This is a genomic window from Gudongella sp. QWL-04 (assembly GCF_058683975.1).
In genome coordinates this window covers 268953-290814 of record NZ_CM178754.1, presented here as the reverse complement: position 1 = coordinate 290814, position 21862 = coordinate 268953, and the positions used below count along the sequence as shown (strand labels likewise).

General features: G+C 43.3%; 35 protein-coding genes. All 35 read right to left on the bottom strand.

Going from position 1 to position 21862, the window contains the following annotated elements:
* Positions 1 to 30: 30 nt before the first annotated feature.
* A complete protein-coding gene (rpsD, locus tag AC4PHB_RS01455; RefSeq protein ID WP_492136895.1) occupies positions 31 to 654 on the bottom strand; it encodes a 30S ribosomal protein S4 in 624 nt (207 codons plus the stop codon).
* An 18-nt stretch (positions 655 to 672) separates the two neighbouring features.
* Positions 673 to 1071, bottom strand: coding sequence for a 30S ribosomal protein S11 (gene rpsK / locus AC4PHB_RS01450; protein WP_128426432.1), 399 nt, complete (start codon positions 1069 to 1071; stop codon positions 673 to 675).
* Positions 1072 to 1089: 18 nt separating this feature from the next.
* Positions 1090 to 1452: a 30S ribosomal protein S13 gene (gene rpsM, locus AC4PHB_RS01445; protein WP_320405352.1), complete on the bottom strand. Its 363-nt coding sequence runs from the start codon at positions 1450 to 1452 to the stop codon at positions 1090 to 1092.
* A 34-nt stretch (positions 1453 to 1486) separates the two neighbouring features.
* Complete coding sequence (gene rpmJ, locus AC4PHB_RS01440; protein ID WP_128426434.1) at positions 1487 to 1600, bottom strand: 50S ribosomal protein L36; 114 nt, start codon at positions 1598 to 1600, stop codon at positions 1487 to 1489.
* A 16-nt stretch (positions 1601 to 1616) separates the two neighbouring features.
* The gene (gene infA, locus AC4PHB_RS01435) at positions 1617 to 1838 is read right to left on the bottom strand and encodes a translation initiation factor IF-1 (protein WP_128426435.1); all 222 of its coding nucleotides are present in this window, start codon (positions 1836 to 1838) and stop codon (positions 1617 to 1619) included.
* Positions 1839 to 1866: 28 nt separating this feature from the next.
* Positions 1867 to 2148 carry a KOW domain-containing RNA-binding protein gene (locus tag AC4PHB_RS01430; protein ID WP_492136894.1) on the bottom strand — a complete coding sequence of 94 codons (282 nt, stop codon included), beginning with the start codon at positions 2146 to 2148 and terminating at the stop codon, positions 1867 to 1869.
* A gap of 14 nt (positions 2149 to 2162) precedes the next feature.
* Positions 2163 to 2807, bottom strand: coding sequence for an adenylate kinase (locus AC4PHB_RS01425; RefSeq protein ID WP_320405350.1), 645 nt, complete (start codon positions 2805 to 2807; stop codon positions 2163 to 2165).
* Positions 2808 to 2825: 18 nt separating this feature from the next.
* A complete protein-coding gene (gene secY / locus AC4PHB_RS01420; protein ID WP_492136893.1) occupies positions 2826 to 4100 on the bottom strand; it encodes a preprotein translocase subunit SecY in 1275 nt (424 codons plus the stop codon).
* Complete coding sequence (gene rplO / locus AC4PHB_RS01415; protein WP_492136892.1) at positions 4101 to 4550, bottom strand: 50S ribosomal protein L15; 450 nt, start codon at positions 4548 to 4550, stop codon at positions 4101 to 4103.
* A 17-nt stretch (positions 4551 to 4567) separates the two neighbouring features.
* Positions 4568 to 4744 carry a 50S ribosomal protein L30 gene (rpmD, locus tag AC4PHB_RS01410; protein ID WP_128426440.1) on the bottom strand — a complete coding sequence of 59 codons (177 nt, stop codon included), beginning with the start codon at positions 4742 to 4744 and terminating at the stop codon, positions 4568 to 4570.
* Positions 4745 to 4755: 11 nt separating this feature from the next.
* On the bottom strand, positions 4756 to 5262 hold the full coding sequence (gene rpsE, locus AC4PHB_RS01405) for a 30S ribosomal protein S5 (RefSeq protein ID WP_492136891.1): 507 nt from the start codon (positions 5260 to 5262) through the stop codon (positions 4756 to 4758).
* 17 nt (positions 5263 to 5279) lie between these two features.
* Entirely contained in the window at positions 5280 to 5642 is a 363-nt protein-coding gene (gene rplR, locus AC4PHB_RS01400; RefSeq protein WP_128426442.1) for a 50S ribosomal protein L18, read from the bottom strand.
* Between the two features lie 16 nt (positions 5643 to 5658).
* Positions 5659 to 6198 (bottom strand): 50S ribosomal protein L6, encoded by a 540-nt coding sequence (gene rplF, locus AC4PHB_RS01395; RefSeq protein WP_492136890.1) that lies wholly within the window; start codon positions 6196 to 6198, stop codon positions 5659 to 5661.
* Positions 6199 to 6232: 34 nt separating this feature from the next.
* Entirely contained in the window at positions 6233 to 6628 is a 396-nt protein-coding gene (gene rpsH / locus AC4PHB_RS01390) for a 30S ribosomal protein S8 (protein ID WP_492136889.1), read from the bottom strand.
* Positions 6629 to 6658: 30 nt separating this feature from the next.
* A complete protein-coding gene (locus tag AC4PHB_RS01385; protein ID WP_320405346.1) occupies positions 6659 to 6844 on the bottom strand; it encodes a type Z 30S ribosomal protein S14 in 186 nt (61 codons plus the stop codon).
* Positions 6845 to 6861: 17 nt separating this feature from the next.
* Positions 6862 to 7404 carry a 50S ribosomal protein L5 gene (gene rplE, locus AC4PHB_RS01380; protein WP_492136888.1) on the bottom strand — a complete coding sequence of 181 codons (543 nt, stop codon included), beginning with the start codon at positions 7402 to 7404 and terminating at the stop codon, positions 6862 to 6864.
* 24 nt (positions 7405 to 7428) lie between these two features.
* A complete protein-coding gene (gene rplX / locus AC4PHB_RS01375; protein WP_492136887.1) occupies positions 7429 to 7743 on the bottom strand; it encodes a 50S ribosomal protein L24 in 315 nt (104 codons plus the stop codon).
* Positions 7744 to 7758: 15 nt separating this feature from the next.
* Positions 7759 to 8127, bottom strand: coding sequence for a 50S ribosomal protein L14 (rplN, locus tag AC4PHB_RS01370; protein ID WP_492136886.1), 369 nt, complete (start codon positions 8125 to 8127; stop codon positions 7759 to 7761).
* Between the two features lie 26 nt (positions 8128 to 8153).
* On the bottom strand, positions 8154 to 8408 hold the full coding sequence (gene rpsQ, locus AC4PHB_RS01365) for a 30S ribosomal protein S17 (protein WP_492136885.1): 255 nt from the start codon (positions 8406 to 8408) through the stop codon (positions 8154 to 8156).
* 7 nt (positions 8409 to 8415) lie between these two features.
* Positions 8416 to 8622: a 50S ribosomal protein L29 gene (gene rpmC, locus AC4PHB_RS01360; protein ID WP_128426450.1), complete on the bottom strand. Its 207-nt coding sequence runs from the start codon at positions 8620 to 8622 to the stop codon at positions 8416 to 8418.
* Positions 8612 to 9055 (bottom strand): 50S ribosomal protein L16, encoded by a 444-nt coding sequence (gene rplP, locus AC4PHB_RS01355; RefSeq protein ID WP_128426451.1) that lies wholly within the window; start codon positions 9053 to 9055, stop codon positions 8612 to 8614. Before rplP ends, rpmC begins: the two co-directional genes overlap by 11 nt.
* 29 nt (positions 9056 to 9084) lie before the next feature.
* Positions 9085 to 9759 (bottom strand): 30S ribosomal protein S3, encoded by a 675-nt coding sequence (gene rpsC, locus AC4PHB_RS01350; RefSeq protein WP_492136884.1) that lies wholly within the window; start codon positions 9757 to 9759, stop codon positions 9085 to 9087.
* Positions 9760 to 9776: 17 nt separating this feature from the next.
* Positions 9777 to 10112, bottom strand: a complete 336-nt coding sequence (gene rplV, locus AC4PHB_RS01345; protein WP_128426453.1) for a 50S ribosomal protein L22 — start codon at positions 10110 to 10112, stop codon at positions 9777 to 9779.
* 19 nt (positions 10113 to 10131) lie between these two features.
* Positions 10132 to 10419 (bottom strand): 30S ribosomal protein S19, encoded by a 288-nt coding sequence (rpsS, locus tag AC4PHB_RS01340; RefSeq protein ID WP_128426454.1) that lies wholly within the window; start codon positions 10417 to 10419, stop codon positions 10132 to 10134.
* Positions 10420 to 10442: 23 nt separating this feature from the next.
* Complete coding sequence (rplB, locus tag AC4PHB_RS01335) at positions 10443 to 11273, bottom strand: 50S ribosomal protein L2 (RefSeq protein WP_492136883.1); 831 nt, start codon at positions 11271 to 11273, stop codon at positions 10443 to 10445.
* Between the two features lie 26 nt (positions 11274 to 11299).
* Positions 11300 to 11593 carry a 50S ribosomal protein L23 gene (gene rplW, locus AC4PHB_RS01330; RefSeq protein ID WP_320405342.1) on the bottom strand — a complete coding sequence of 98 codons (294 nt, stop codon included), beginning with the start codon at positions 11591 to 11593 and terminating at the stop codon, positions 11300 to 11302.
* Positions 11593 to 12216 carry a 50S ribosomal protein L4 gene (rplD, locus tag AC4PHB_RS01325; RefSeq protein WP_492136882.1) on the bottom strand — a complete coding sequence of 208 codons (624 nt, stop codon included), beginning with the start codon at positions 12214 to 12216 and terminating at the stop codon, positions 11593 to 11595. Before rplD ends, rplW begins: the two co-directional genes overlap by 1 nt.
* A gap of 27 nt (positions 12217 to 12243) precedes the next feature.
* Positions 12244 to 12870, bottom strand: coding sequence for a 50S ribosomal protein L3 (rplC, locus tag AC4PHB_RS01320; RefSeq protein ID WP_492136881.1), 627 nt, complete (start codon positions 12868 to 12870; stop codon positions 12244 to 12246).
* A 55-nt stretch (positions 12871 to 12925) separates the two neighbouring features.
* On the bottom strand, positions 12926 to 13237 hold the full coding sequence (rpsJ, locus tag AC4PHB_RS01315) for a 30S ribosomal protein S10 (RefSeq protein WP_492136880.1): 312 nt from the start codon (positions 13235 to 13237) through the stop codon (positions 12926 to 12928).
* A gap of 339 nt (positions 13238 to 13576) precedes the next feature.
* Positions 13577 to 14770 carry an elongation factor Tu gene (gene tuf / locus AC4PHB_RS01310; RefSeq protein ID WP_492136868.1) on the bottom strand — a complete coding sequence of 398 codons (1194 nt, stop codon included), beginning with the start codon at positions 14768 to 14770 and terminating at the stop codon, positions 13577 to 13579.
* A gap of 23 nt (positions 14771 to 14793) precedes the next feature.
* Complete coding sequence (gene fusA, locus AC4PHB_RS01305) at positions 14794 to 16863, bottom strand: elongation factor G (protein WP_492136879.1); 2070 nt, start codon at positions 16861 to 16863, stop codon at positions 14794 to 14796.
* Between the two features lie 64 nt (positions 16864 to 16927).
* Complete coding sequence (gene rpsG / locus AC4PHB_RS01300) at positions 16928 to 17398, bottom strand: 30S ribosomal protein S7 (protein WP_128426462.1); 471 nt, start codon at positions 17396 to 17398, stop codon at positions 16928 to 16930.
* 104 nt (positions 17399 to 17502) lie between these two features.
* Entirely contained in the window at positions 17503 to 17925 is a 423-nt protein-coding gene (gene rpsL / locus AC4PHB_RS01295; RefSeq protein WP_492136878.1) for a 30S ribosomal protein S12, read from the bottom strand.
* Between the two features lie 14 nt (positions 17926 to 17939).
* Positions 17940 to 18188 carry a ribosomal L7Ae/L30e/S12e/Gadd45 family protein gene (locus AC4PHB_RS01290; protein ID WP_492136877.1) on the bottom strand — a complete coding sequence of 83 codons (249 nt, stop codon included), beginning with the start codon at positions 18186 to 18188 and terminating at the stop codon, positions 17940 to 17942.
* Between the two features lie 105 nt (positions 18189 to 18293).
* Positions 18294 to 21839, bottom strand: a complete 3546-nt coding sequence (gene rpoC / locus AC4PHB_RS01285; protein ID WP_492137732.1) for a DNA-directed RNA polymerase subunit beta' — start codon at positions 21837 to 21839, stop codon at positions 18294 to 18296.
* Positions 21840 to 21862 lie beyond the last annotated feature (23 nt).

The window sequence follows — 21862 nt, the reverse complement described above, 5'->3', positions numbered from 1 at the left end:
CGGACGAGGGCAACTGATATTGTCTATCTATTATTTCGAGTAAAGCTCGACAATCAAGTGCTCTTCCACTGGGAGGTCTATGTCTGCTCTTGTGGATTCAGCCACAATTGTACCTCTCATCTTCTCAAGGTCAACATTTATCCAGGGTACTGTATTGCCGTTGTGGTTCTCCACAAGAGCCTTGAATTTCTCGCTTCCCCTGCTTTTTTCCTTAACTTCGACAACATCTCCTGTTGTGGTCAACAGTGAGGGAATGTTTACCTTATTGCCGTTTAGTAGGAAGTGACCGTGAGTAACCAGCTGTCTTGCTTCAGCTCTTGAGGATGCAAAGCCCATTCTGAAAACTACGTTATCCATCCTTGACTCTAATATCTTAAATAGGTTCTCACCTGTTATACCTTTCATTTTGTCAGCCATATCGAAGTACTTGGCCATTTGTGATTCTGAGATCCCGTAGAATCTACGAACCTTTTGCTTCTCCCTTAGCTGCATGCCGTACTCGGTTACTTTCTTTCTGGACGTACCGTGTTGACCAGGAGCAAAGTTTCTCTTGTTCAAAGCACATCTGTCCGTATAGCATCTGTCTCCCTTAAGAAACAGTTTTGTACCCTCTCTTCGGCACAACCTGCATACTGGGCCAGTATATCTTGCCATATCTATCTACACCTCCTATTAAACTCTTCTTCTCTTCGGTGGTCTGCAACCGTTGTGTGGGATTGGGGTAACATCCTTGATCATGCTTACCTCAAGTCCTGATGCCTGAAGCGACCTTATTGCAGCTTCTCTTCCTGAACCAGGTCCCTTAACGAATACTTCAACGATTTTTAGTCCATGTTCCATAGCTTTTTTGGCTGCTTCCTCAGCTGCCTGTTGAGCGGCATACGGAGTGGATTTTCTTGACCCTCTGAAGCCTAGTTGACCAGCACTTGCCCAGGAAATAACATTTCCCTGCATGTCTGTCAAAGTTACCATTGTATTATTGAATGATGAAGAAATGTGAGCCTGACCTCTCTCTATGTTCTTACGCTCTCTTCTTCTCACACGAGTTGCTTTACCTTTTTTAGGTGCCATTTAATTCCCCTCCTTTACCTACTTTTTCTTGGAAACAATTCTTCTTGGGCCTTTTCTGGTCCTTGCATTAGTCTTGGTCCTTTGACCTCTTACCGGAAGACCTCTCTTATGCCTTAAGCCTCTGTAGCAGTTGATTTCCTTTAGACGCTTTATGTTCAGTGCGATATCTCTTCTAAGGTCACCCTCTACATGATAGGTGTCAATAATTGCTCTAAGGTTGGAAACCTCAGACTCAGTAAGATCCTTTACTCTAGTGTCAGGATTTACTCCGGCTTTCTTAAGGATCTCATTTGACCTTGTTCTGCCTATGCCGAAAATATATGTCAAGCCAACTTCAACGCGTTTGTCTCTTGGTAAGTCCACGCCTGCAATTCTAGCCATTAACTTCTACACCTCCTATAATCAATATCTTCCATTAGCCTTGCTTTTGCTTATGTTTAGGATTTTCACAGATAACCATTACTCGTCCTTTTCTTTTTATGATCTTGCATTTTTCACACATCTTTTTTACGGATGGTCTGATCTTCACAATAATCCCTCCTATGCTACTTGTTTCGCCAGGTTATTCTGCCCCTTGTCAAATCGTAGGGAGAAAGCTCCACGGTTACGGTGTCCCCAGGCAATATCCTGATGTAGTTCATTCTCAGTTTGCCGGAGATATGGGCTAAAATTTCATGACCATTTTCAAGCTTAACCTTGAATATGGCATTTGGCAGCGCATCCACCACAGTACCCTCAACCTCGATGACGTCTTCTTTTTTAGCCATTGGATTTCGAACCTCCTGTTCAGAACGTTTAGAAACTCTTATTGAAAGGTTCCAATATCTTTCTAATATATGAGTTGTTAATCTTAACGCTGTTTTCTATCTTTTCCTTGAATTCGGGCAGCACAGTGTTGAAAACTATCAAGTGCTTGATCTTCTTTTTCTTGGGACTGTCAAGCCTTCTGAGGTCTCCATCTACAATATAGACGTATTGCTCATCAACTACCCCATATACCAGGAAGATCCTTCCCTTGTCGCGGCCAGCTCTTGACTTTACCACCTGTCCGATGGATATGTCACTAGTTGAATCCATTGTATTCACCTCTTCTAGTTATCCAGTGCTTCAGTGATGAGTTCAAATACAGTACTAATCTCAAGTGTGCCATCAACGTCCAACAGAAGCCCCTTATCGCCATAGTAGTCTATAAGCGGTTGAGTTTGCTCCATGTAAACATTTATCCTGGTAGAGACGGTACTCTCGTTGTCATCATCTCTTTGATAGAGTTCTCCTCCATCCTTGTCGCATACACCTTCAACCTTGGGAGGATTGAACTTGATATGGTAGGTAGCTCCACACTCTCTGCATATTCTCCTTCCAACCGCTCTCTCAATCAGTATTTCAGCATTTGCGTTTATATTAATAACTCTGTCTAATTCGATACCCATTTTGCTAAGCTCGGAATCCAATGACTCTGCCTGATTTACCGTTCTTGGAAAACCATCGAGCAAAAATCCTTTTGCACAATCGTCCTTCAGCAACCTGTCCTTAACGATTGAAACAACCAGCTCGTCAGGAACAAGAAGTCCCTTGTCCATATAGGACTTGGCTTCCTTGCCAAGTGCTGTACCTTCTTTTATATTCGCTCTGAATATGTCCCCTGTAGAAATATGGGGTATTTTGTATTTTTCTACTATAGCTGATGCCTGAGTACCCTTACCTGCTCCTGGAGGACCTAGTAATACTAATCTCATCGAATCATCTCCTATAGTCTATTTCAAGAATCCTTTGTAATGTCTCATCAATAGCTGAGACTCGATCTGCTTCATAGTCTCCAGAGCAACACCGACTACGATTATAATTGCAGTTCCGCCAAAGTTGATATTCATATCAAACACCTTTGACATAACAGTCGGAAGTGTCGCCAGTATAGCCAGTGATATACCACCAATGAAAACAACTCTATTGACTACCTTATTTAGATAATCAGAGGTTGGTCTTCCCGGTCTGATCCCTGGAATGAAGCCACCATGCTGCTGCAGGTTCTTTGAGTATTCAACAGTATTGAACTGAACTGCTGTATAGAAATAAGTGAAGAACACTATCAACAGTATATTTAATATTGAGTATATCCAAATCCCGACATTTCCTGAAGGTGTCAGATACTTCTCGATCCACTGAGTTACTCCGCCTTGTGAGAATAGTGCCAGTGTTTGGGGAAGTGCCAGTAATGATGAAGAAAAGATTACAGGAATAACTCCAGCCATCAATACCTTTATAGGGATATGAGTGCTTTGTCCTCCGTACATTTTCCTTCCAACTACTCTTTTTGCATACTGGACCGGTATCCTTCTTTCACCCTCTTGCAATGCAACAACGAATACTATGATTGCAAGCAGAACAACTCCGAAAAGTATAAGAGTAATCGCGCTCATTTGTCCAATGCTGACCAATCTGACCCAATTGATGATATCAGATGGAAGTCTTGAAATTATTCCTATGAAAATCAAAAGTGAAATACCGTTTCCGATACCCTTCTCTGATATAAGCTCTCCGATCCACATAAGAAATGCAGTTCCAGCAACCATGGACAGTATGACAATTATTGTTTGCATCACATTTGAAGTTTCCAAAGCTTGTCGGAACAATCCAAACGTGTATCCACTTGCTTGAACAGCTGCCAATACTATGGCGCCATATCTAGTGTATCTATTGATCTTTTTCTTACCTTCCTCGCCTTCCTTAGCAATCTCTTCAAGCTTGGGAATTGCGATGGTTAAAAGCTGTATAATGATCGATGCTGTAATGTATGGATAGATGTTTGCAGCAAATATACTGTAGCTGCTGAAGGTTCCCCCTCCCATCATGTCCAGGAACTGAAGGATCCCACCTTGACTGCTGTTGAAAATGCTGCTGATTATATCCTTATTCATAAAAGGCACAGGTATCGCTGCTCCAAGTCTAACAACAAGAAGCATCAATACTGTGAATATCAGCTTTTTTCTTATGTCTGGCACTCTCCATGCATTCCTTAAGGTTGAAAGCATCTAAATCACCTCAACCTTTCCCCCCGCTGCTTCGATCTTCTCAGCGGCGGTTTTGCTGAATTTATGTGCCTGAACTGTCAATTTGACGCTTAATTCTCCATCTCCAAGGATCTTAACTCCGTCCTTAGCCTTTCCTGGCTTGACGATCCCTTCTGCAAACAGCAGTTCTGGAGTAACAACTGTATTTTCTTCAAATCTATTTAAATCTTCGAGATTAACGATCGCGTATTCAGTAGCGAAAATATTGGTAAAACCACGCTTTGGCATTCTTCTAAACAAAGGCATTTGGCCACCCTCAAAACCAGGTCTTACTCCACCGCCTGATCTTGCATTTTGGCCTTTGTGTCCCTTACCAGATGTTTTACCAAGTCCTGATCCAGTTCCACGTCCAAGTCTCTTTTTCGGTTTGGACCCACCACCGGCGTTTGGTCTTAAATCATTCAGTTTCAATTGGTACACCTCCTTTATTAGTCTATTACTTCAACCATGTAGTCTACTTGATGTATCATACCTCTGATTTGAGGGGTATCATTCTTTTCCACTACTTGACCGATCTTCCTTAATCCAAGGGCTTTGACTGTTTTTCTATGGATTTCAGGTCTCCCGATGAGACTCTTAACCAATTTGATTTTGATCATAGTCATTTCCTTCCCCCCTAACCTAGTATTTCTTCTACGGTTTTTCCTCTAAGTTTGGCAACTTCCTCGACCCTCTTCAATCCCTTAAGAGCTTCCAATGTTGCGTTAACTACGTTTCTCGGGTTATTTGAACCAAGCGACTTGGTCCTGATGTCTCTTATACCGACAAGCTCGCAAACAGCACGAACAGCTCCGCCTGCAATAACTCCCGTACCCTCTTTTGACGGCTTCAACAGAACTCTTCCTGCCCCGTAGATTCCAGTAATTTCGTGAGGGATAGTTGTTCCTACCAACGGTATCTCTATAACGTGCTTTTTAGCGTCCTGAATTGCTTTTCTGATTGCTTCAGGAACCTCCATGGCCTTAGCCATTCCGACTCCAACATGGCCGTTCTCGTCTCCAACTACGACCAATGCGCTGAATCTGAAGTTTCTACCGCCCTTAACAACCTTGGTTACACGGTTAATATTGACAACTCTTTCTTTCAAATCCAATTCACTTGCATCTATATACAAACGTTCCATTTATTCCCCTCCTTCTACTAAAATTTCAGTCCTGCTTCTCTTGCTCCATCTGCAAGCTCTTTTACTCTTCCATGGTACAGATAGCCGCCTCTGTCGAAAACAACCTCTTCAATGCCCTTCTCCAGAGCTCTTTTTGCGATTGTTTGTCCTACGACTTTTGCAGCTTCCTTGTTCTTGGTTGAGGCAAGGTCTAAAGTTTTGTCCAGGGTCGATGCAGCTGCCAAAGTGTGGCCTGCAACGTCATCAATGATCTGTGCATATATATGGCTTCCGCTTCTATATATATTCAGTCTTGGTTTCACAGGAGTGCCATAAACTTTTTGCCTTACTCTCGTATGTCTAACTTTTCTGGTCTTATTCTTATCAATTTTCTTAAGCAAATCTGTTCACTCCCTTCTACTTACCTGTTTTTCCAACCTTACGTCTGACAACCTCATCAGAGTACTTGACTCCCTTGCCCTTATATGGCTCAGGCTTTCTATAATCCCTGATCTTAGCCGCGTAGTTTCCAACCTGTTGCTTATTTATCCCTTTAACTATTATCTTGTTTTGTGCAGGAACCTCTACCTCTATCCCGCTTGGATCCTCAAGCTCTATAGGATGTGAATAGCCAAGTGTAAGAACCAGCTTGTTCCCATTCTTTGCAGCTCTATATCCTGTACCTACTATATCCAGTGTCTTTGAATAACCTTCAGTAACTCCAACGATCATGTTTGATATCAATGTCCTTGACAATCCATGAAGGGACTTGTGCTTCTTCGTCTCTGACGGTCTGGATACATTCAGTACGCCGTCTTCTATTGTAATAGCCATCTCAGGGCTTAATTGCTCAGATAACTGTCCTTTTGGACCCTTTACCTCAACGAAGTTTTCGTCGTTTATTTTGATTTCTACTCCGCTTGGCAGATTAATTGGCTTTAAACCTATTCTTGACATGAGTGCACCTCCTGTTCCAATAATCTAGTAATTATTACCAAACGTAACAAATTACTTCTCCACCCACATTTTCTTTTCTTGCCTGTTTGTCTGTCATTATACCTTTTGATGTTGATAATACAGCAATTCCAAGGCCGCCAAGCACTCTTGGGATCTCGTCGCTCTTGACATATACCTTAAGTCCTGGCTTTGATATCCTCTTGATTCCGCTTATTACCTTCTCACTGCTCTTACCATATTTCAAATCTATTCTAATAATACCTTGCTTACCGTCTTCGATAACGTCAAATCCTTTGATGAAGCCTTCGCTTAGAAGGATTTGGGCTATTTCTTTCTTTATATTGGAAGCAGGAACATCTACTGAGTCATGCTTAGCATTGTTGCTGTTTCTTATACGCGTTAACATATCCGCGATTGGATCTGTCATCATGTTTTGTTACCTCCTTTCATAACCTTAGAATTACCAGCTGGCTTTTCTCACTCCAGGGATTTGACCCTTATAAGCTAATTCTCTGAAGCAGATACGGCAAATGCCATATTTTCTTAATACAGCATGAGGTCTTCCGCATAGCTTGCATCTACTATATTCTTGTGAGCTAAACTTTTGCTTCCTTTGTTGTTTAGCGATCATCGATTTCTTTGCCAAGATTTTCCCCTCCTCTTTTACTTTCTAAAGGGCATTCCCATTTTCTCTAAGAATACTCTAGCCTCTTCATCAGTCTTAGCTGTAGTTACGATTACAATATCAAGTCCTCTGATTGAGTCAACCATATCGTATTCGATCTCAGGGAATATTAGCTGTTCTTTGATTCCAAGCGCATAGTTTCCTCTTCCGTCGAAGGATGTGTCATTGACACCTCTGAAGTCTCTAACTCTTGGAAGAGCAATGTTCATAAGCTTATCAAGGAATTCATACATTCTTTGACCTCTTAAAGTAACCTTAGCTCCTACCTTCATACCTTCTCTAAGCTTGAAGTTAGCTATGGATTTCTTTGCCTTAGTCACGATAGGCTTTTGGCCTGTTATGATTTCAAGCTCCTTAACTGCTGACTCAAGAACCTTTGGATTGTCCCTAGCTTCACCAAGTCCCATGTTGATGATGACCTTCTCAAGCTTTGGTACCTCCATGACATTCGTATAATTAAACCTTTCCATCAAGGCACTTATTACTTCATTTTGATATTTGTCTTTTAATCTGGAAGTCATTCCATTACCTCCTCTCTACATTGATTATTTGTCAAGTACTTCTCCGCACTTCTTACAGACTCTTACCTTAGTTCCATCCTTTTGGATCTGATGGCCAACACGCACTCCTGTTTTGTCCTTAGGGCAATATATCATTACCTTCGAGACGTTCAGAGGTGCCTCGAACTTCACGATCCCGCCCGGTTTTGTAGGTCCGGCAGTCTTCTTGTGCTTAGTTACCATGTTTACGCCTTCAACAACGACTCTATTTTCTTTAGGCATAGCCCTTAGTATCTTCCCAGTCTTGCCTTTATCTTTTCCTGATATTACCACAACGGTATCTCCGCTTTTAACGTGCATGCTCTACACCTCCTTCTATAGTACTTCCGGTGCCAATGATATGATCTTCATGTAGTTTCCTCTTCTGAGCTCTCTTGTAACAGGCCCAAATATACGAGTTCCTACCGGATTCTTATCTTCCTTTATAATAACAGCTGCGTTATCGTCAAATTTGATGTAAGTACCATCTTGTCTCCTTACTTCCTTCTTTGTTCTGACTACAACAGCCTTAACAACTTGTCCTTTTTTTACAACCCCGCCAGGTGTTGCGCTTTTGACCGTACAAACAACTATATCTCCAACGCTGGCATACTTTTTATTGGTTCCGCCAAGAACTCTGATAACTAAAAGCTCTTTCGCTCCTGAATTATCAGCGACTCTCATACGGCTTTCGGTTTGAATCATTTGAATACCTCCCTTCGCAATAAGTCCTATTTGGCTTTTTCAATAATCTCGACTACTCTCCATCTCTTATCCCTGCTAAGTGGTCTAGTCTCCATTATTTGAACCTTATCCCCGACAGCACATTCATTGTTCTCATCGTGGGCTTTGAATTTAGTCGTTCTCTTAACCTGCTTCTTGTACATCGGGTGAGTAACAAACGTCTCTATAGCAACGACAACTGTCTTATCCATCTTGTCACTTACAACTGTACCGATTTTGACTTTACGATTTCCTCTTTCCATTTAGAGATTAAACCTCCTTCCTTACGGATAATTCTCTTTCTCGTACGATGGTTTTCACACGAGCGATATCTTTTCTAACCGAACTTATTCTCATGGGGTTATCTAATTGACCTGTAGCCAATTGAAATCTCAAATTGAAAAGCTCTGACTTTAAATCCATTAGTTTTGTGTTTAGTTCCTGCTCTGACATTTGGCGAATTTCTTTAGCTTTCATTAGCTTCACCACCCTTATCTTGCGTTTCTTCACGTGTTACGAATTTTGTCTTAATAGGCAGTTTGTGAGCTGCAAGTCTCATAGCCTCCCTTGCATCTTCCTCTGTTACGCCACCCATTTCAAACAATATTCTGCCTGGCTTTACTACCGCTACCCAGTACTCTGGTGATCCTTTTCCGGAACCCATACGAGTCTCAGCTGGTTTCTCAGTAACAGGCTTGTCAGGGAACACCTTTATCCATATATTCCCGCCCCTCTTTACGTACCTAGTCATAGCACGTCTTGCTGACTCTATTTGATTGGAAGTGATCCATGCCGGCTCAAGTGCTTGAAGTCCGAACTCACCATAGGTGATGGTGTTTCCTCTCATTGCCTTGCCCTTCATTCTTCCTCTATGAACTCTTCGGTATTTAACTCTTTTAGGCATTAACATTTCAACTTTCCTCCTTCCTACGGCAATAATTATTCTTCGGTTGCTATCTCAACTGCATGCTTTTCTACTTTTTTAGTAGGAAGAACTTCTCCTTTATAAAGCCATACCTTGACTCCAAGCTTTCCGTAAGTTGTGTTGGCTTCTGCAAATCCATAATCAATGTCTGCTCTAAGTGTCTGCAAAGGAATAGTACCCTCGCTGTAGCCTTCTGTTCTTGCCATATCAGCTCCACCAAGTCTTCCTGCGACTGCAGTTTTGATTCCCTTTGCTCCGGATCTCATAGTTCTTTGGATAGCTTGCTTCATCGCTCTTCTGAAGGTTACCCTTCTCTCAAGCTGGGAAGCTATGTTCTCTGCTACCAATTGAGCGTCCAGCTCTGGAACTTTGATTTCCTCAACATTGACGACGACGCTCTTCTTTGTCATCTTCTCAACTGCGACTCTAAGCTCCTCAACTCCTGCTCCGCCTCTACCTATTACCATTCCAGGCTTAGCTGTAAATACGGTAACCTTGATCTTGTTGGCTGCTCTTTCTATTTCAATCTTGGATACGCCTGATATATAAAGCTTTTCCTTGATATATTCACGGATTTTAAAGTCTTCTACCAGATACTCATTGAAGGTCTTCTTGTCTGCATACCACTTTGAATCCCAATCTTTGATTATGCCGACTCTGAGACCGTGCGGGTTAACTTTTTGACCCATTAACTTTCCCTCCTTTTCTACTCGCGTTCTTTGACAACTACTCCAATGTGACTGCTTCTCTTTATGATCGGATATGCCATACCCTTTGCCTTAGGTCTGAATCTCTTCATTCTCGGTCCTTCGTTGGCATAAGCCTCTGAAACATAAAGATTCTCTCTATCCATGTTGAAGTTGTTTTCAGCGTTTGCAACAGCGGAATTCAATACCTTCTCTAGAGCCTTTGCACCTCTTTTAGGTGTAAACTTAAGGATCGAGAGAGCTTCGTCCACTTGCTTGCCTCTGATTTCTGCACATATGAAGTTTACCTTCAGCGGAGAAATCCTTACATATTTAGCTATAGCTTTAGCTTCCACTTTTCTAACCCCCTTCGATTTACCTTCTTACACCAGATGATTTTTCATTCTTGTCAACGTGACTTCTGAAAGTTCTGGTTGGTACAAATTCTCCCAGCTTGTGTCCTACCATATCCTCTGTTACGTATACGGGAACGTGTTTCCTCCCGTCATGTACTGCTATGGTATGTCCTACCATTTGTGGAAATATAGTTGAACGACGTGACCAGGTCTTTATAACTTTCTTATCATTAGTCTTGTTAAGCTCTTCTACTTTTTTAAGTAGATGTCCGTCGATAAATGGTCCTTTTTTAAGGGATCTGCCCATGTTTTTTCCTCCTTTCAGAAGTACTATTTCGTTCTTCTTCTTACGATATATTTATCTGAGCTCTTGTTCTTCTTCCTTGTCTTGTATCCAAGAGCAGGCTTGCCCCATGGAGTACTTGGTGCAGGCATACCGATAGGTGCTCTACCTTCTCCACCACCGTGTGGGTGATCAACCGGGTTCATGGCTGAACCTCTGACGGTTGGCCTGATTCCCATATGTCTGGATCTTCCGGCTTTACCTATTGTGATATTCTCATGATCGATATTTCCTACCTGACCAATAGTCGCACGGCATTCAACCGGTACCAGTCGGAATTCGCCTGAAGGAAGCTTTAGCTGTGCCATTCTGCCTTCTTTAGCCATCAGCTGAGCACTTGCTCCTGCTGATCTTACAAGCTGAGCACCTTTTCCAGGCTTAAGCTCTACATTGTGAACCGTTGTACCAACAGGGATGTCCTTGAGCTGAAGAGCGTTTCCAATCTTGATGTCTGCGTTTTCGCCGGACTCAATAACATCTCCAACCTTAATGTTGTGAGGAGCCAATATATATCTTTTCTCGCCGTCAACATAGTTGATCAAAGCAATATTAGCAGTTCTGTTTGGATCGTATTCTATAGCTGCTACCTTTCCAGGTATACCATCCTTGGATCTCTTAAAGTCTATTATTCTATATTTCTTCTTAGCACCGCCGCCTCTATGACGGATGGTGATTCTACCTTGTGAGTTTCTTCCACTGTTCTTATTTAGGCTTACCACTAATGATTTTTCAGGTTCTGTTTTAGTGATTTCCTCGAATGTTGACACGCTCATCTGTCTTCTGGCAGGGGAAGTAGGTTTGAATTTCCTAATACTCATTGGTTTTCCCTCCTTTTATCTCCTAATTATTCCATCCCTTCGAAGAACTCAATCTTCTTGGAGTCATCAGTAAGCTTCACAATTGCTTTTTTCCAGCTTGGTCTTCTTCCGCTGTGCATTCCTTGTCTCTTCATTTTCCCAAGCATGTTCATCGTGTTGACCTTTTCAACCTTTACTCCGAAAATCGTCTCTACTGCTTTCTTGATTTCAGATTTGTTGGCTTTCTTGTCAACTGCGAATGTATATTTGTTGAAGGACATATCCTCCATGCTCTTCTCGGTAATTATCGGTTTAATGATAATATCGTGTGGGATACGCATTATGCATACACCTCCTCGACTCTTTTAACAGCCTCTTTCGTTATTATGAATGAGTTGTACTTCAGTATGTCGTAAACGTTGATAGTATTAACAAGTGTAGTTGCAACATTCGGGATGTTGTTTGCTGATCTGATCACGTTGGCGTCTTTCTCTGCCATAACTATCAATGCCTTCTTGTCAGCCTTAAGGTTAGCAAGAACCTTTTTCATATCCTTAGTCTTTGGAGCGTCAAAGCTCAAATGGTCTACAACTATCATCTCATTGTTTTGAAGCTTGTCGGTAAGCACAGACTTAAGAGCCAGTCTTTTGACCTTCTTCGGTACGCTGTAGCTGTAGTCTCTTGGCTTCGGTGCGAAAACAACTCCGCCGCCCTTCCATTGTGGAGATCTGATGCTTCCTTGTCTTGCCCTGCCAGTGCCTTTTTGTCTCCATGGCTTTCTACCGCCACCTCTAACTTCAGCTCTCGTCTTGGCAGACTGTGTACCCTGTCTCTTATTCGCCAATTGATTCTTGACAACCTCATAGACAACGTGCTCGTTTATTTCAACGCCGAATATTTCTTCACTCAGCTCCATCTCTTCTACTAGTTCACCTTGCATGTTATATACATTAACTTTAGGCATTTTGCATCCTCCTTTCCGCCTGGATTATTACTTTTTAACGGTTGCCTTGATGGATACAAGACCCTTTCTTGGTCCGGGAACTGCTCCCTTTACAAGTATCAGGTTCTTCTCAGCGTCCACTCTTACAACCTCAAGATTTTGAACAGTAACTCTTTCGTTACCCATTCTACCCATCATTCTGTGTCCCTTGAATACTCTTCCGGGATAGGTACCTGCTGACATACCACCAGGCATTCTATGGAACTTGGAACCATGAGTCTCTCTACCTCTTCCAAAGCCATGTCTCTTGATTACGCCGGCTGTTCCTTTTCCCTTAGATGTTCCGGTCACATCAACCATGTCTCCCTCGGAAAAAACGTCTGCCTTTATCTCTTGTCCTATTTCAAACTCATCAGGATTCTCAACAGTGAATTCTCTAAGGAACTTTCTGTAAGCAACATTTGCTTTGTCAAAGTGTCCCTTAGCCGGCTTAGTCATTCTCTTTTCCTTGACGTCGCCGAATCCAACCTGAATCGCATTGTATCCGTCTTTCTCCACTGTCTTCTTTTGAACTACGAACAGCGGACCAGCTTCGATTACAGTAACGGGAACCAATGTTCCGTCTTCCTTGAAAATTTGAGTCATACCAACTTTTTTGCCTAACATATTTTTCATCGCTTTACACCTCCGACTTTATAGCGGATTGCCTCTTAGGCAATCATATAAATTATTATAGTTTTATCTCTATATCTACGCCTGCAGGCAGATTCAGCTTCATTAGCGAATCGACCGTCTTTTGATTCGGATTGAAGATATCGATAAGTCTCTTATGAGTCCTTTGCTCGAATTGCTCTCTGGAATCCTTGTACTTATGGACCGCTCTTAGAATAGTTATGATCTCCTTCTCTGTCGGCAATGGAACCGGACCTGATACGGAAGCTCCTGTTCTCTTAGCAGTCTCTACGATTCTCTGTGCCGATGAATCCAGCAGCTCATGATCGTAAGCCTTCAACCTGATTCTTATTTTTTGCTTGTTTGACATTTAATTTCCCTCCTTCTATCGCATGTTGATGCTCTACATGCGACTTGAGACACCGATACACCCTCCCGGGTGTTTTCTATTTTTTTTAAAATTTACGGATCTCAGTCGCCCGATTTATAACCGGACATTCTCAGCAAAAATTCCCTGCAAATGCAGCAACCTTTTGCCTCATCGCAATGTCTAAATCAAAACACTAGTACAGTTTACATCAAAACAAAGCAAAACACAAGTATTTTTTACTGTTTTGCCTTGAAAATTCGATGTCTTTTCATGAATCTAAACGACACCGAAAGAAGGAGTGAAACTCCTTCTTTCAAGTATCGCAAGTATGTTTATGTCTTATTCGTAAACCTTAGTTACAACGCCTGCTCCAACTGTTCTTCCGCCTTCTCTTATCGCGAATCTCAATCCCTCTTCCATCGCGATCGGTGTGATAAGCTCGATTGCAAATCTTGCGTTGTCTCCTGGCATTACCATCTCTACGCCTTCTTCAAGCTTGATGTCGCCTGTTACGTCTGTTGTCCTGAAGTAGAACTGTGGTCTGTAGCCATTGAAGAATGGGGTATGTCTTCCGCCCTCTTCCTTGCTCAGTACGAATACCTCTGAGTCAAACTTCGTGTGTGGCTTTATTGACTTCGGCTTTGCAAGTACCTGGCCTCTTTCGATCTCTGTTCTCTGTACTCCTCTTAGAAGCACTCCTATGTTGTCTCCTGCCTGTGCCTCATCAAGAAGCTTTCTGAACATCTCTACTCCGGTTACTACTACTGTTCTGGACTCTTCTGTAAGACCTACTATCTCTACGTTGTCTCCAGTTTTTACTACTCCTCTTTCTACTCTTCCTGTTGCTACTGTTCCTCTTCCTGTGATTGAGAATACGTCCTCTACTGGCATCAGGAATGGCTTGTCTATCTCTCTTTGTGGCTGTGGAATGTAGGAGTCTACTGCATCCATAAGCTTAACTATCTTGTCTCCCCATGGTCCCATTGGATCATCAAGCGCCTTCAATGCTGATCCTGCTACGATAGGGGTGTTGTCTCCGTCGAATTCATATTCTGTCAACAGCTCTCTTACTTCCATCTCTACAAGCTCGATAAGCTCTGGGTCGTCTACCATGTCTTCCTTGTTAAGGAATACTACTATCTTAGGTACACCTACCTGCCTTGACAGAAGGATGTGCTCTCTTGTTTGTGGCATTGGGCCGTCTGCTGCTGATACTACAAGGATAGCTCCGTCCATCTGTGCTGCTCCGGTGATCATGTTCTTTACATAGTCAGCATGGCCTGGGCAGTCTACGTGAGCGTAGTGTCTGTTTGCTGTCTCGTACTCAACGTGGGATGTTGATATAGTGATTCCTCTTTCTCTCTCCTCTGGTGCCTTGTCTATGTGTGCGTAGTCGATGAATTCACCTGTTCCGAATCTCTTGTTCAATACTAGCGTTATCGCTGCTGTCAGTGTGGTTTTACCGTGGTCAACGTGGCCTATTGTTCCTACGTTGACGTGGGGTTTCGTTCTTTCAAATTTTTGCTTACCCATTTCTTGATCCTCCCTTGATTGCTTTATTTATTTCCCAATACCTTTTCAGATATACTTGCAGGAACTGGCTCGTAATGGTCGAATTGCATTGAGTAAAGTCCTCTTCCCTGAGTGTTCGATCTAAGGTCAGTTGCATAGCCGAACATCTCTGACAGTGGTACAAATGCTCTTATTATCTGTGCCCCACTGACAAGCTCCATTCCTTCCATTCTACCTCTTCTTGAGTTGATGTCTCCGATTACGTCTCCCATATACTCCTCAGGAACAGTAACCTCTACCTTCATCATAGGCTCAAGCAGTGTAGGTCCAGCTTTTCTAAGGGCTTCTCTAACTCCCATAGAACCAGCTATCTTAAATGCCATCTCTGATGAGTCGACATCATGGTATGATCCGTCATACAGGGTAACCTTGACATCAAGAACTGGGTAGCCTCCCAATATACCTGACTCAAGTGCTTCCTGGATTCCGTTATTTATTGCATTAAAATATTCTCTGGGGATCGCTCCTCCAACAATAGCGTTTACAAACTCGTAGCCTTTTCCTGGCTCTTGTGGATCTACCTTCAGCTTGACGTGTCCGTACTGTCCTCTACCGCCTGACTGTCTTACATACTTACCTTCAGCGTCTGCTGGCTTGGAGATAGACTCCTTGTATGCAACCTGAGGGCTGCCTACATTTGCCTCAACCTTGAACTCCCTAAGAAGTCTGTCTACGATGATCTCAAGGTGAAGCTCTCCCATCCCGGCGATGATAGTCTGTCCAGTTTCTTCATCTGTATAGGTCCTGAAGGTCGGGTCCTCCTCCGCAAGCTTAGAAAGTGCGATGGACATCTTCTCCTGGCTGGCCTTTGTCTTTGGCTCTATGGCTACGTGGATAACAGGCTCAGGGAATTCCATGGTCTCGAGTACTATCGGGCTGGAATCTATGCTTAGTGTATCACCGGTAGTAGTATCCTTAAGACCTACTGCTGCAGCGATATCTCCTGCATAAACCTCTTCTACTTCTTCTCTCTTGTTGGCATGCATCAGCAGGATCCTGCCGATCCTCTCCTTCTTGCCCTTTGTTGAATTAGTTACGTAGCTTCCAGCTTTAAGAGAACCGGAATACACCCTGAAGTAAGCAAGCTTACCTACGAATGGGTCAGTAACTATCTTAAAGGCCAATGCTGAGAATGGCTCACTGTCGTCTGCGTGTCTTAGCTCTTCTGTATCAGTAGTTGGATTGATACCAACTACTGCCGGAATGTCAAGTGGTGAAGGAAGATAGTCCAAAATAGCATCCAAAAGAATCTGAACTCCCTTGTTCTTGTAGGATGATCCACAAAGAACAGGAGTCATTTTAACGTCTATTGTAGCCTTTCTTATTCCAGCCTTGATCTCTTCCTCATTTAGAGCTTCTCCTTCGAGGTACTTCATCATAAGCTCTTCATCATACTCAGAAATGGCTTCTATAAGCTTTTCTCTATATTCTTTGGATATTGCGGTCATATCCTGAGGAATGTCCGTGATCTCGATCTCCTGACCCAAATCGTCCTTGTATACTCTTGCCTTCATCGTTACAAGGTCAACCATTCCAACAAAGGTGTCTTCCTTGCCGATCGGTAGCTGAATAGGAACTGCATTGGCCTTAAGCCTGTCCTTCATCATATTAACCGCTCTGTAATAGTCAGCACCTGTAATATCCATTTTGTTTACGAAAGCCAGTCTGGGTACGCGGTATTTGTCCGCTTGTCTCCAAACAGTCTCCGACTGAGGCTCTACCCCACCCTTAGCACAAAATAAAGCAACAGCTCCATCAAGTACGCGCAGGGATCTTTCAACTTCAACAGTAAAATCAACATGCCCTGGTGTATCTATGACGTTGATCCTGTGATCCTTCCAGAAAGCTGTAGTTGCAGCAGAGGTGATCGTGATACCTCTTTCTTGTTCCTGCTCCATCCAGTCCATTTGGGCTCCACCCTCGTGGGTCTCGCCTACTTTGTGTATTTTACCTGTATAAAATAGAATTCTTTCTGTGGTGGTCGTTTTTCCTGCGTCGATGTGAGCCATTATGCCGATGTTTCTAGTTCTTTCAAGTGATACTTGTCTTGGCACAATTTTTCCTCCTTAATTACCTACTAATTAGTCCCATCCACACATTTATGCAATATGACACTTACTAGAATCTGTAGTGTGCGAAAGCCTTGTTGGCTTCAGCCATCTTATGTGTATCTTCTCTCTTCTTAACGCTTGAGCCAAGACCGTTTGCTGCATCCATCAATTCCTTTGCAAGCTTCTCAACCATGGTCTTCTCGCCTCTGTTTCTTGAGTAGGTAACCAACCACCTGAGTCCTAACGTTTGTCTTCTTTCAGCTCTAACCTCTATTGGAACCTGGTAGTTTGCACCACCGATCCTTCTTGCCTTTACCTCAAGCACAGGCATGATATTGTTCATTGCCTTGTAGAAAACCTCTAAAGGGTCATCTCCTGTCTTTTGGGCAATCATGTCGAACGCACCGTAAACGATGTTTTCTGCGATACCCTTCTTGCCGTCAAGCATAATTCCGTTAATAAGCTTTGTTACTACCACATCATTGTAGATTGGATCTGGCATAACCTCTCTCTTTGGTACATGTCCTTTTCTAGGCACTATTCTTCCCTCCTCAACTATATAGAGTAAATTCATTGGTACTCGGCCGTAGCCGTCGCGCCTCAAAATGCATCTATATTAAAGTAGTTAGCATTTCAAGCACTTTACTTCTTAACCTTCTTTGGTCTCTTGGCACCATACTTGGATCTAGATTGGAGTCTCTTGTCGACACCTGCAGTATCCAGCGTACCTCTGATGATGTGGTAACGAACACCTGGAAGGTCTTTAACTCTTCCACCTCTTATAAGAACAACACTGTGCTCCTGAAGATTGTGTCCGATTCCAGGAATGTAGGCAGCAACTTCTAGTCCGTTTGTAAGTCTTACTCTCGCAACCTTTCTCAAAGCTGAGTTAGGCTTCTTAGGGGTTACAGTTCTAACAGCTACGCAAACACCTCTTTTTTGTGGTGAGTTTGCTTCTGATTCCCTTTTCTTAAGAGTGTTCAATGACATTCCAAGCGCTGGGGACTTTGATTTGTAGACTACCTTTTCTCTTCCTTTTCTAACAAGCTGGTTAATAGTTGGCATTAAGGCACCTCCTTCTAATTTTTATTTAATAACGCAGCGACAGCTGCATTAATATCTATCCCACAAGCCTCTCCCAGTTCCTCCATCCTGTCGACGTAGGTAACGGGAACAGACCTTAAGCGACAAAGATCCTCGATCTCGCCTGTCACTTTCTTGTCGGCGTCGAGGGCTATAAAAACCATCTCAACACCAGTCTTTGCCAGGGCTCTTTTAACCTGCTTCGCCCCAACTATCTTGTCCTGTGTCCGTAACATTGAAAGCATTCTTTCTTCCTCCTTAGAACATGCCAAAGATTATGTGGCCATTTGGCCACATAATCTTTATGTCATCAAGAATCTTACAAGTTTGCACACTCAATTATTCTAACATTAGAGATTGGCACTGTCAACAAAATTTTCTTCCGCAGACTTTGGCAAAGAGTCCAGTATTTCGACGTTCTTATACCTCTTCATACCGGTTCCGGCAGGTATAAGCTTACCGATTATTACGTTCTCCTTTAGTCCAAGAAGGAAGTCTTCCTTTCCTTTTATCGCAGCTTCAGTCAAGACTCTTGTTGTCTCCTGGAATGAAGCGGCAGATAGGAATGAGTCGGTTGCAAGGGATGCCTTTGTGATACCCAAAAGTGTCATCCTTCCAACTGCCGGCATTCCGCCTTCTTCTGTTACCCTTTTGTTGGTCTCCTCAAACTCGAGTACATTTACAAGACTGCCTGGCAGCATTTCAGTGTCTCCTGAGCTCTCGATCTTGACCTTGCCCAGCATCTGCTTGACAATTATCTCGATATGCTTGTCGTTGATGTCTACACCCTGCAGCCTGTATACACGCTGAACTTCCTTAACGATATAATTCTGTACGCCCTTCACACCCTTTATCCTAAGAATGTCATGTGGGTTGACAGAACCCTCGGTAAGCTCGTCACCGGCCTCGATGATATCACCAGGCCTTACTTTGATCCTTGATCCATAAACTATACTATAGGTTGCCGTTTCTCCACTTTCGGAGGTAACGATAACTTCTTTTCTTCTCTTGTTCTCGTTGAGGCTCACCACCCCATCGATTTCCGAGATCACCGCAAGTCCCTTAGGCTTCCTTGCTTCAAAAAGCTCCTCGACTCTGGGAAGACCCTGGGTGATGTCGGCTGCTGCAGCAACTCCACCTGTATGGAAGGTTCTCATCGTAAGCTGTGTTCCAGGCTCTCCGATAGACTGAGCTGCGATTATACCAACTGCCTCTCCGATATTGACTTCCTTACCTGTAGCAAGGTTCCTGCCATAGCAGTGTGCGCACACCCCAAACTTAGCTTTGCAGCCCAGGACTGAACGTACCTTGACTTCCTTGATGCCAACCTTTTGTATTTTGTCAGCCATATCCTCGCTGATCATAGTATTTGCTTTAACCATGACCTCGCCGGTTTCAGGATGAACTATGTCATCAAAGGTGTATCTTCCGTCAATTCTGTCCTTTAATTCCTCCAGGATTTCCTTGCCGTCAGTAAATGCCTTGACCAGGAAGTACTGATCTGTACCACAGTCCACTTCTCTTACGATGACATCCTGACTGACATCGACAAGTCTTCTTGTAAGATATCCTGAGTCTGCTGTTCTAAGCGCAGTATCTGCAAGTCCTTTTCTGGAGCCGTGAGTTGAGATAAAGAACTCAAGTACAGAAAGTCCTTCACGGAAGTTAGACTTTATTGGGACCTCGACAGTACGGCCTGATGCACTCGCCATAAGTCCACGCATTCCAGCCAGCTGCCTGATCTGATTCTTGCTTCCTCTCGCTCCTGAAATTGCCATGATATATATGTTGTTCATAGGATCCAGACCCTTCATAAGGACATCCGTTACATCCTCAGTAGTCTGGTTCCAGATTTCAATTACCTTTTCATATCTCTCATCATCTGAGATCAATCCTCTTCTATAGGACTTCTCAAATTTATCTACTTCTTCCTCTGCCAGCTTGATCATTGCAGGTTTTTCGTCAGGTACGATGACGTCTCCCATGGAGATAGATATCGCACCGACTGTTGAATACTTGAAGCCCATCTCCTTGATGTGGTCCAGAATATCCGATGTGACTGCATTGCCATGCTTTCTGAAGCATTTATCGATTATCAAGCTTAAGAATTTTTTATCAACGACTCTGTCTACTTCAAGTGAATAAAGGTCGTTCTCCCTGTTGACGAATCCAAGATCCTGTGGAATATTCTCGTTGAAAATAAATCTTCCAACGGTGCTTTCTACAAGCTTGCCCTTGTCTACCTTATCCAGCTTGACTCTTACCTTGACCCTTGCGTGAATGCCTATATCTCCGTTTTGGTAAGCATGGAGCATTTCATCGAAGTCCTTGAAGAGCTTGCCTTCTCCTGCCTCTCCCTGTCTGTCCACCGTCAGGTAGTAGCTCCCCAAAACCATGTCCTGTGAAGGAGTCGTTATTGGTTTTCCATCCTTTGGTGCCAGGATGTTGTTGGTAGACAGCATCAAAAGTCTTGCTTCAGCCTGAGCTTCCGTTGACAATGGAACGTGAACGGCCATCTGGTCTCCATCAAAGTCAGCATTATACGCAGTACATACCAATGGATGCAGCTTAATTGCCTTTCCTTCTACAAGAACCGGCTCGAATGCCTGGATCCCAAGTCTGTGAAGCGTTGGCGCTCTGTTCAGAAGTACAGGGTGATCCTTTATTACGGACTCCAATACGTCCCAAACCTGAGGCTTGACCCTTTCAACCATTCTCTTAGCGCTTTTTATATTATGAGCATGTCCATCTTCGACAAGCTTTTTCATGACGAACGGCTTAAACAGCTCCAGAGCCATCTTCTTTGGAAGACCGCACTGGTAAAACTTAAGCTCAGGACCTACAACTATTACAGATCTTCCTGAGTAATCGACACGCTTTCCAAGCAGGTTTTGTCTGAATCTTCCCTGCTTGCCCTTAAGCATGTCTGAAAGGGACTTAAGCGGCCTGTTTCCAGGTCCCGTTACCGGTCTTCCCCTTCTGCCGTTGTCTATCAGTGCATCGACAGCTTCCTGAAGCATCCTCTTTTCGTTTCTTACTATTATATCCGGAGCACCCAGGTCGAGAAGCCTCTTCAACCTGTTGTTCCTGTTTATTACTCTTCTATAGAGGTCATTAAGGTCAGAGGTTGCGAATCTACCTCCATCCAGCTGCACCATCGGCCTTAGGTCCGGCGGTATTACAGGAACTACGTCAAGAATCATCCACTCAGGTCTGTTGCCGGACTGTCTGAATGCCTCAACAACCTCAAGTCTCCTGGTTATTCGGATCTTTTTCTGTCCGGTTGCATCCTTAAGCTGAGCCTTAAGCTCCTTTGAGTCAGCCTCAAGGTCGATCCTCTCCAGCAAGGTCTTAATAGCCTCTGCACCCATCATGGCTCTGAACTTGTTGTGATATTTATCCAGAGCGTCCCTGTACTCAGCCTCTGTAAGAAGCTGCTTTTCATACATTGAAGTATCTCCTGGATCTGTAACTATATATGAAGCAAAATAAAGCACCTTTTCAAGAGCTCTTGGGCTCATGTCAAGTATGAGTCCCATTCGGCTTGGTATACCCTTGAAATACCAGATATGAGATACAGGAGCAGCAAGCTCTATGTGTCCCAGCCTCTCTCTCCTTACCTTTGCCTTAGTTACCTCAACTCCACATCTGTCGCATACAACGCCCTTATATCTTACTCTTTTATACTTGCCGCAATGACATTCCCAGTCCTTTGTAGGTCCGAAAATCTTTTCGCAGAACAAGCCTTCCTTCTCTGGCTTTAACGTCCTGTAGTTTATAGTCTCCGGCTTTTTGACCTCACCCTTCGACCATTGTCTGATTTTCTCCGGTGAAGCAAGTCCGATCCTTATTGAATCAAAGGTAAATACCTTGTCGTTAGGACCTGCATCGGAGATATTCAGCTTATCAGGTGAATTTA

What these genes read in the sequence shown, in the direction of transcription:
- rpsL (WP_492136878.1), bottom strand. Translation starts at nt 17,925, where the DNA reads ATGCCAACTATTAACCAGCTTGTTAGAAAAGGAAGAGAAAAGGTAGTC.
- rpsC (WP_492136884.1), bottom strand. Translation starts at nt 9,759, where the DNA reads ATGGGTCAAAAAGTTAACCCGCACGGTCTCAGAGTCGGCATAATCAAA.
- rplP (WP_128426451.1), bottom strand. Translation starts at nt 9,055, where the DNA reads ATGTTAATGCCTAAAAGAGTTAAATACCGAAGAGTTCATAGAGGAAGA.
- rpsS (WP_128426454.1), bottom strand. Translation starts at nt 10,419, where the DNA reads ATGGGCAGATCCCTTAAAAAAGGACCATTTATCGACGGACATCTACTT.
- rpsD (WP_492136895.1), bottom strand. Translation starts at nt 654, where the DNA reads ATGGCAAGATATACTGGCCCAGTATGCAGGTTGTGCCGAAGAGAGGGT.
- rpsM (WP_320405352.1), bottom strand. Translation starts at nt 1,452, where the DNA reads ATGGCTAGAATTGCAGGCGTGGACTTACCAAGAGACAAACGCGTTGAA.
- rplC (WP_492136881.1), bottom strand. Translation starts at nt 12,870, where the DNA reads ATGAAAAATATGTTAGGCAAAAAAGTTGGTATGACTCAAATTTTCAAG.
- rpmD (WP_128426440.1), bottom strand. Translation starts at nt 4,744, where the DNA reads ATGACTATGATCAAAATCAAATTGGTTAAGAGTCTCATCGGGAGACCT.
- rplX (WP_492136887.1), bottom strand. Translation starts at nt 7,743, where the DNA reads ATGCACGTTAAAAGCGGAGATACCGTTGTGGTAATATCAGGAAAAGAT.
- rplD (WP_492136882.1), bottom strand. Translation starts at nt 12,216, where the DNA reads ATGCCTAAAGTTAATGTATATAACATGCAAGGTGAACTAGTAGAAGAG.
- rpsH (WP_492136889.1), bottom strand. Translation starts at nt 6,628, where the DNA reads ATGATGACAGATCCAATCGCGGATATGTTAACGCGTATAAGAAACAGC.
- rpsJ (WP_492136880.1), bottom strand. Translation starts at nt 13,237, where the DNA reads ATGTCAAACAAGCAAAAAATAAGAATCAGGTTGAAGGCTTACGATCAT.
- rplB (WP_492136883.1), bottom strand. Translation starts at nt 11,273, where the DNA reads ATGAGTATTAGGAAATTCAAACCTACTTCCCCTGCCAGAAGACAGATG.
- rpmC (WP_128426450.1), bottom strand. Translation starts at nt 8,622, where the DNA reads ATGAAAGCTAAAGAAATTCGCCAAATGTCAGAGCAGGAACTAAACACA.
- rplF (WP_492136890.1), bottom strand. Translation starts at nt 6,198, where the DNA reads ATGTCAAGAATAGGTTTAAAGCCAATTAATCTGCCAAGCGGAGTAGAA.
- rpsK (WP_128426432.1), bottom strand. Translation starts at nt 1,071, where the DNA reads ATGGCACCTAAAAAAGGTAAAGCAACTCGTGTGAGAAGAAGAGAGCGT.
- tuf (WP_492136868.1), bottom strand. Translation starts at nt 14,770, where the DNA reads ATGGGTAAGCAAAAATTTGAAAGAACGAAACCCCACGTCAACGTAGGA.
- rpsE (WP_492136891.1), bottom strand. Translation starts at nt 5,262, where the DNA reads ATGGAACGTTTGTATATAGATGCAAGTGAATTGGATTTGAAAGAAAGA.
- secY (WP_492136893.1), bottom strand. Translation starts at nt 4,100, where the DNA reads ATGCTTTCAACCTTAAGGAATGCATGGAGAGTGCCAGACATAAGAAAA.
- AC4PHB_RS01290 (WP_492136877.1), bottom strand. Translation starts at nt 18,188, where the DNA reads ATGCTTTCAATGTTACGGACACAGGACAAGATAGTTGGGGCGAAGCAG.
- rplW (WP_320405342.1), bottom strand. Translation starts at nt 11,593, where the DNA reads ATGCGTATCCCACACGATATTATCATTAAACCGATAATTACCGAGAAG.
- rplN (WP_492136886.1), bottom strand. Translation starts at nt 8,127, where the DNA reads ATGATTCAAACCGAAAGCCGTATGAGAGTCGCTGATAATTCAGGAGCG.
- infA (WP_128426435.1), bottom strand. Translation starts at nt 1,838, where the DNA reads ATGGCTAAAAAAGAAGACGTCATCGAGGTTGAGGGTACTGTGGTGGAT.
- rpsQ (WP_492136885.1), bottom strand. Translation starts at nt 8,408, where the DNA reads ATGGAAAGAGGAAATCGTAAAGTCAAAATCGGTACAGTTGTAAGTGAC.
- rplE (WP_492136888.1), bottom strand. Translation starts at nt 7,404, where the DNA reads ATGACTTCCAGATTAAAAGACAAATATCAAAATGAAGTAATAAGTGCC.
- AC4PHB_RS01430 (WP_492136894.1), bottom strand. Translation starts at nt 2,148, where the DNA reads ATGGATTCAACTAGTGACATATCCATCGGACAGGTGGTAAAGTCAAGA.
- AC4PHB_RS01425 (WP_320405350.1), bottom strand. Translation starts at nt 2,807, where the DNA reads ATGAGATTAGTATTACTAGGTCCTCCAGGAGCAGGTAAGGGTACTCAG.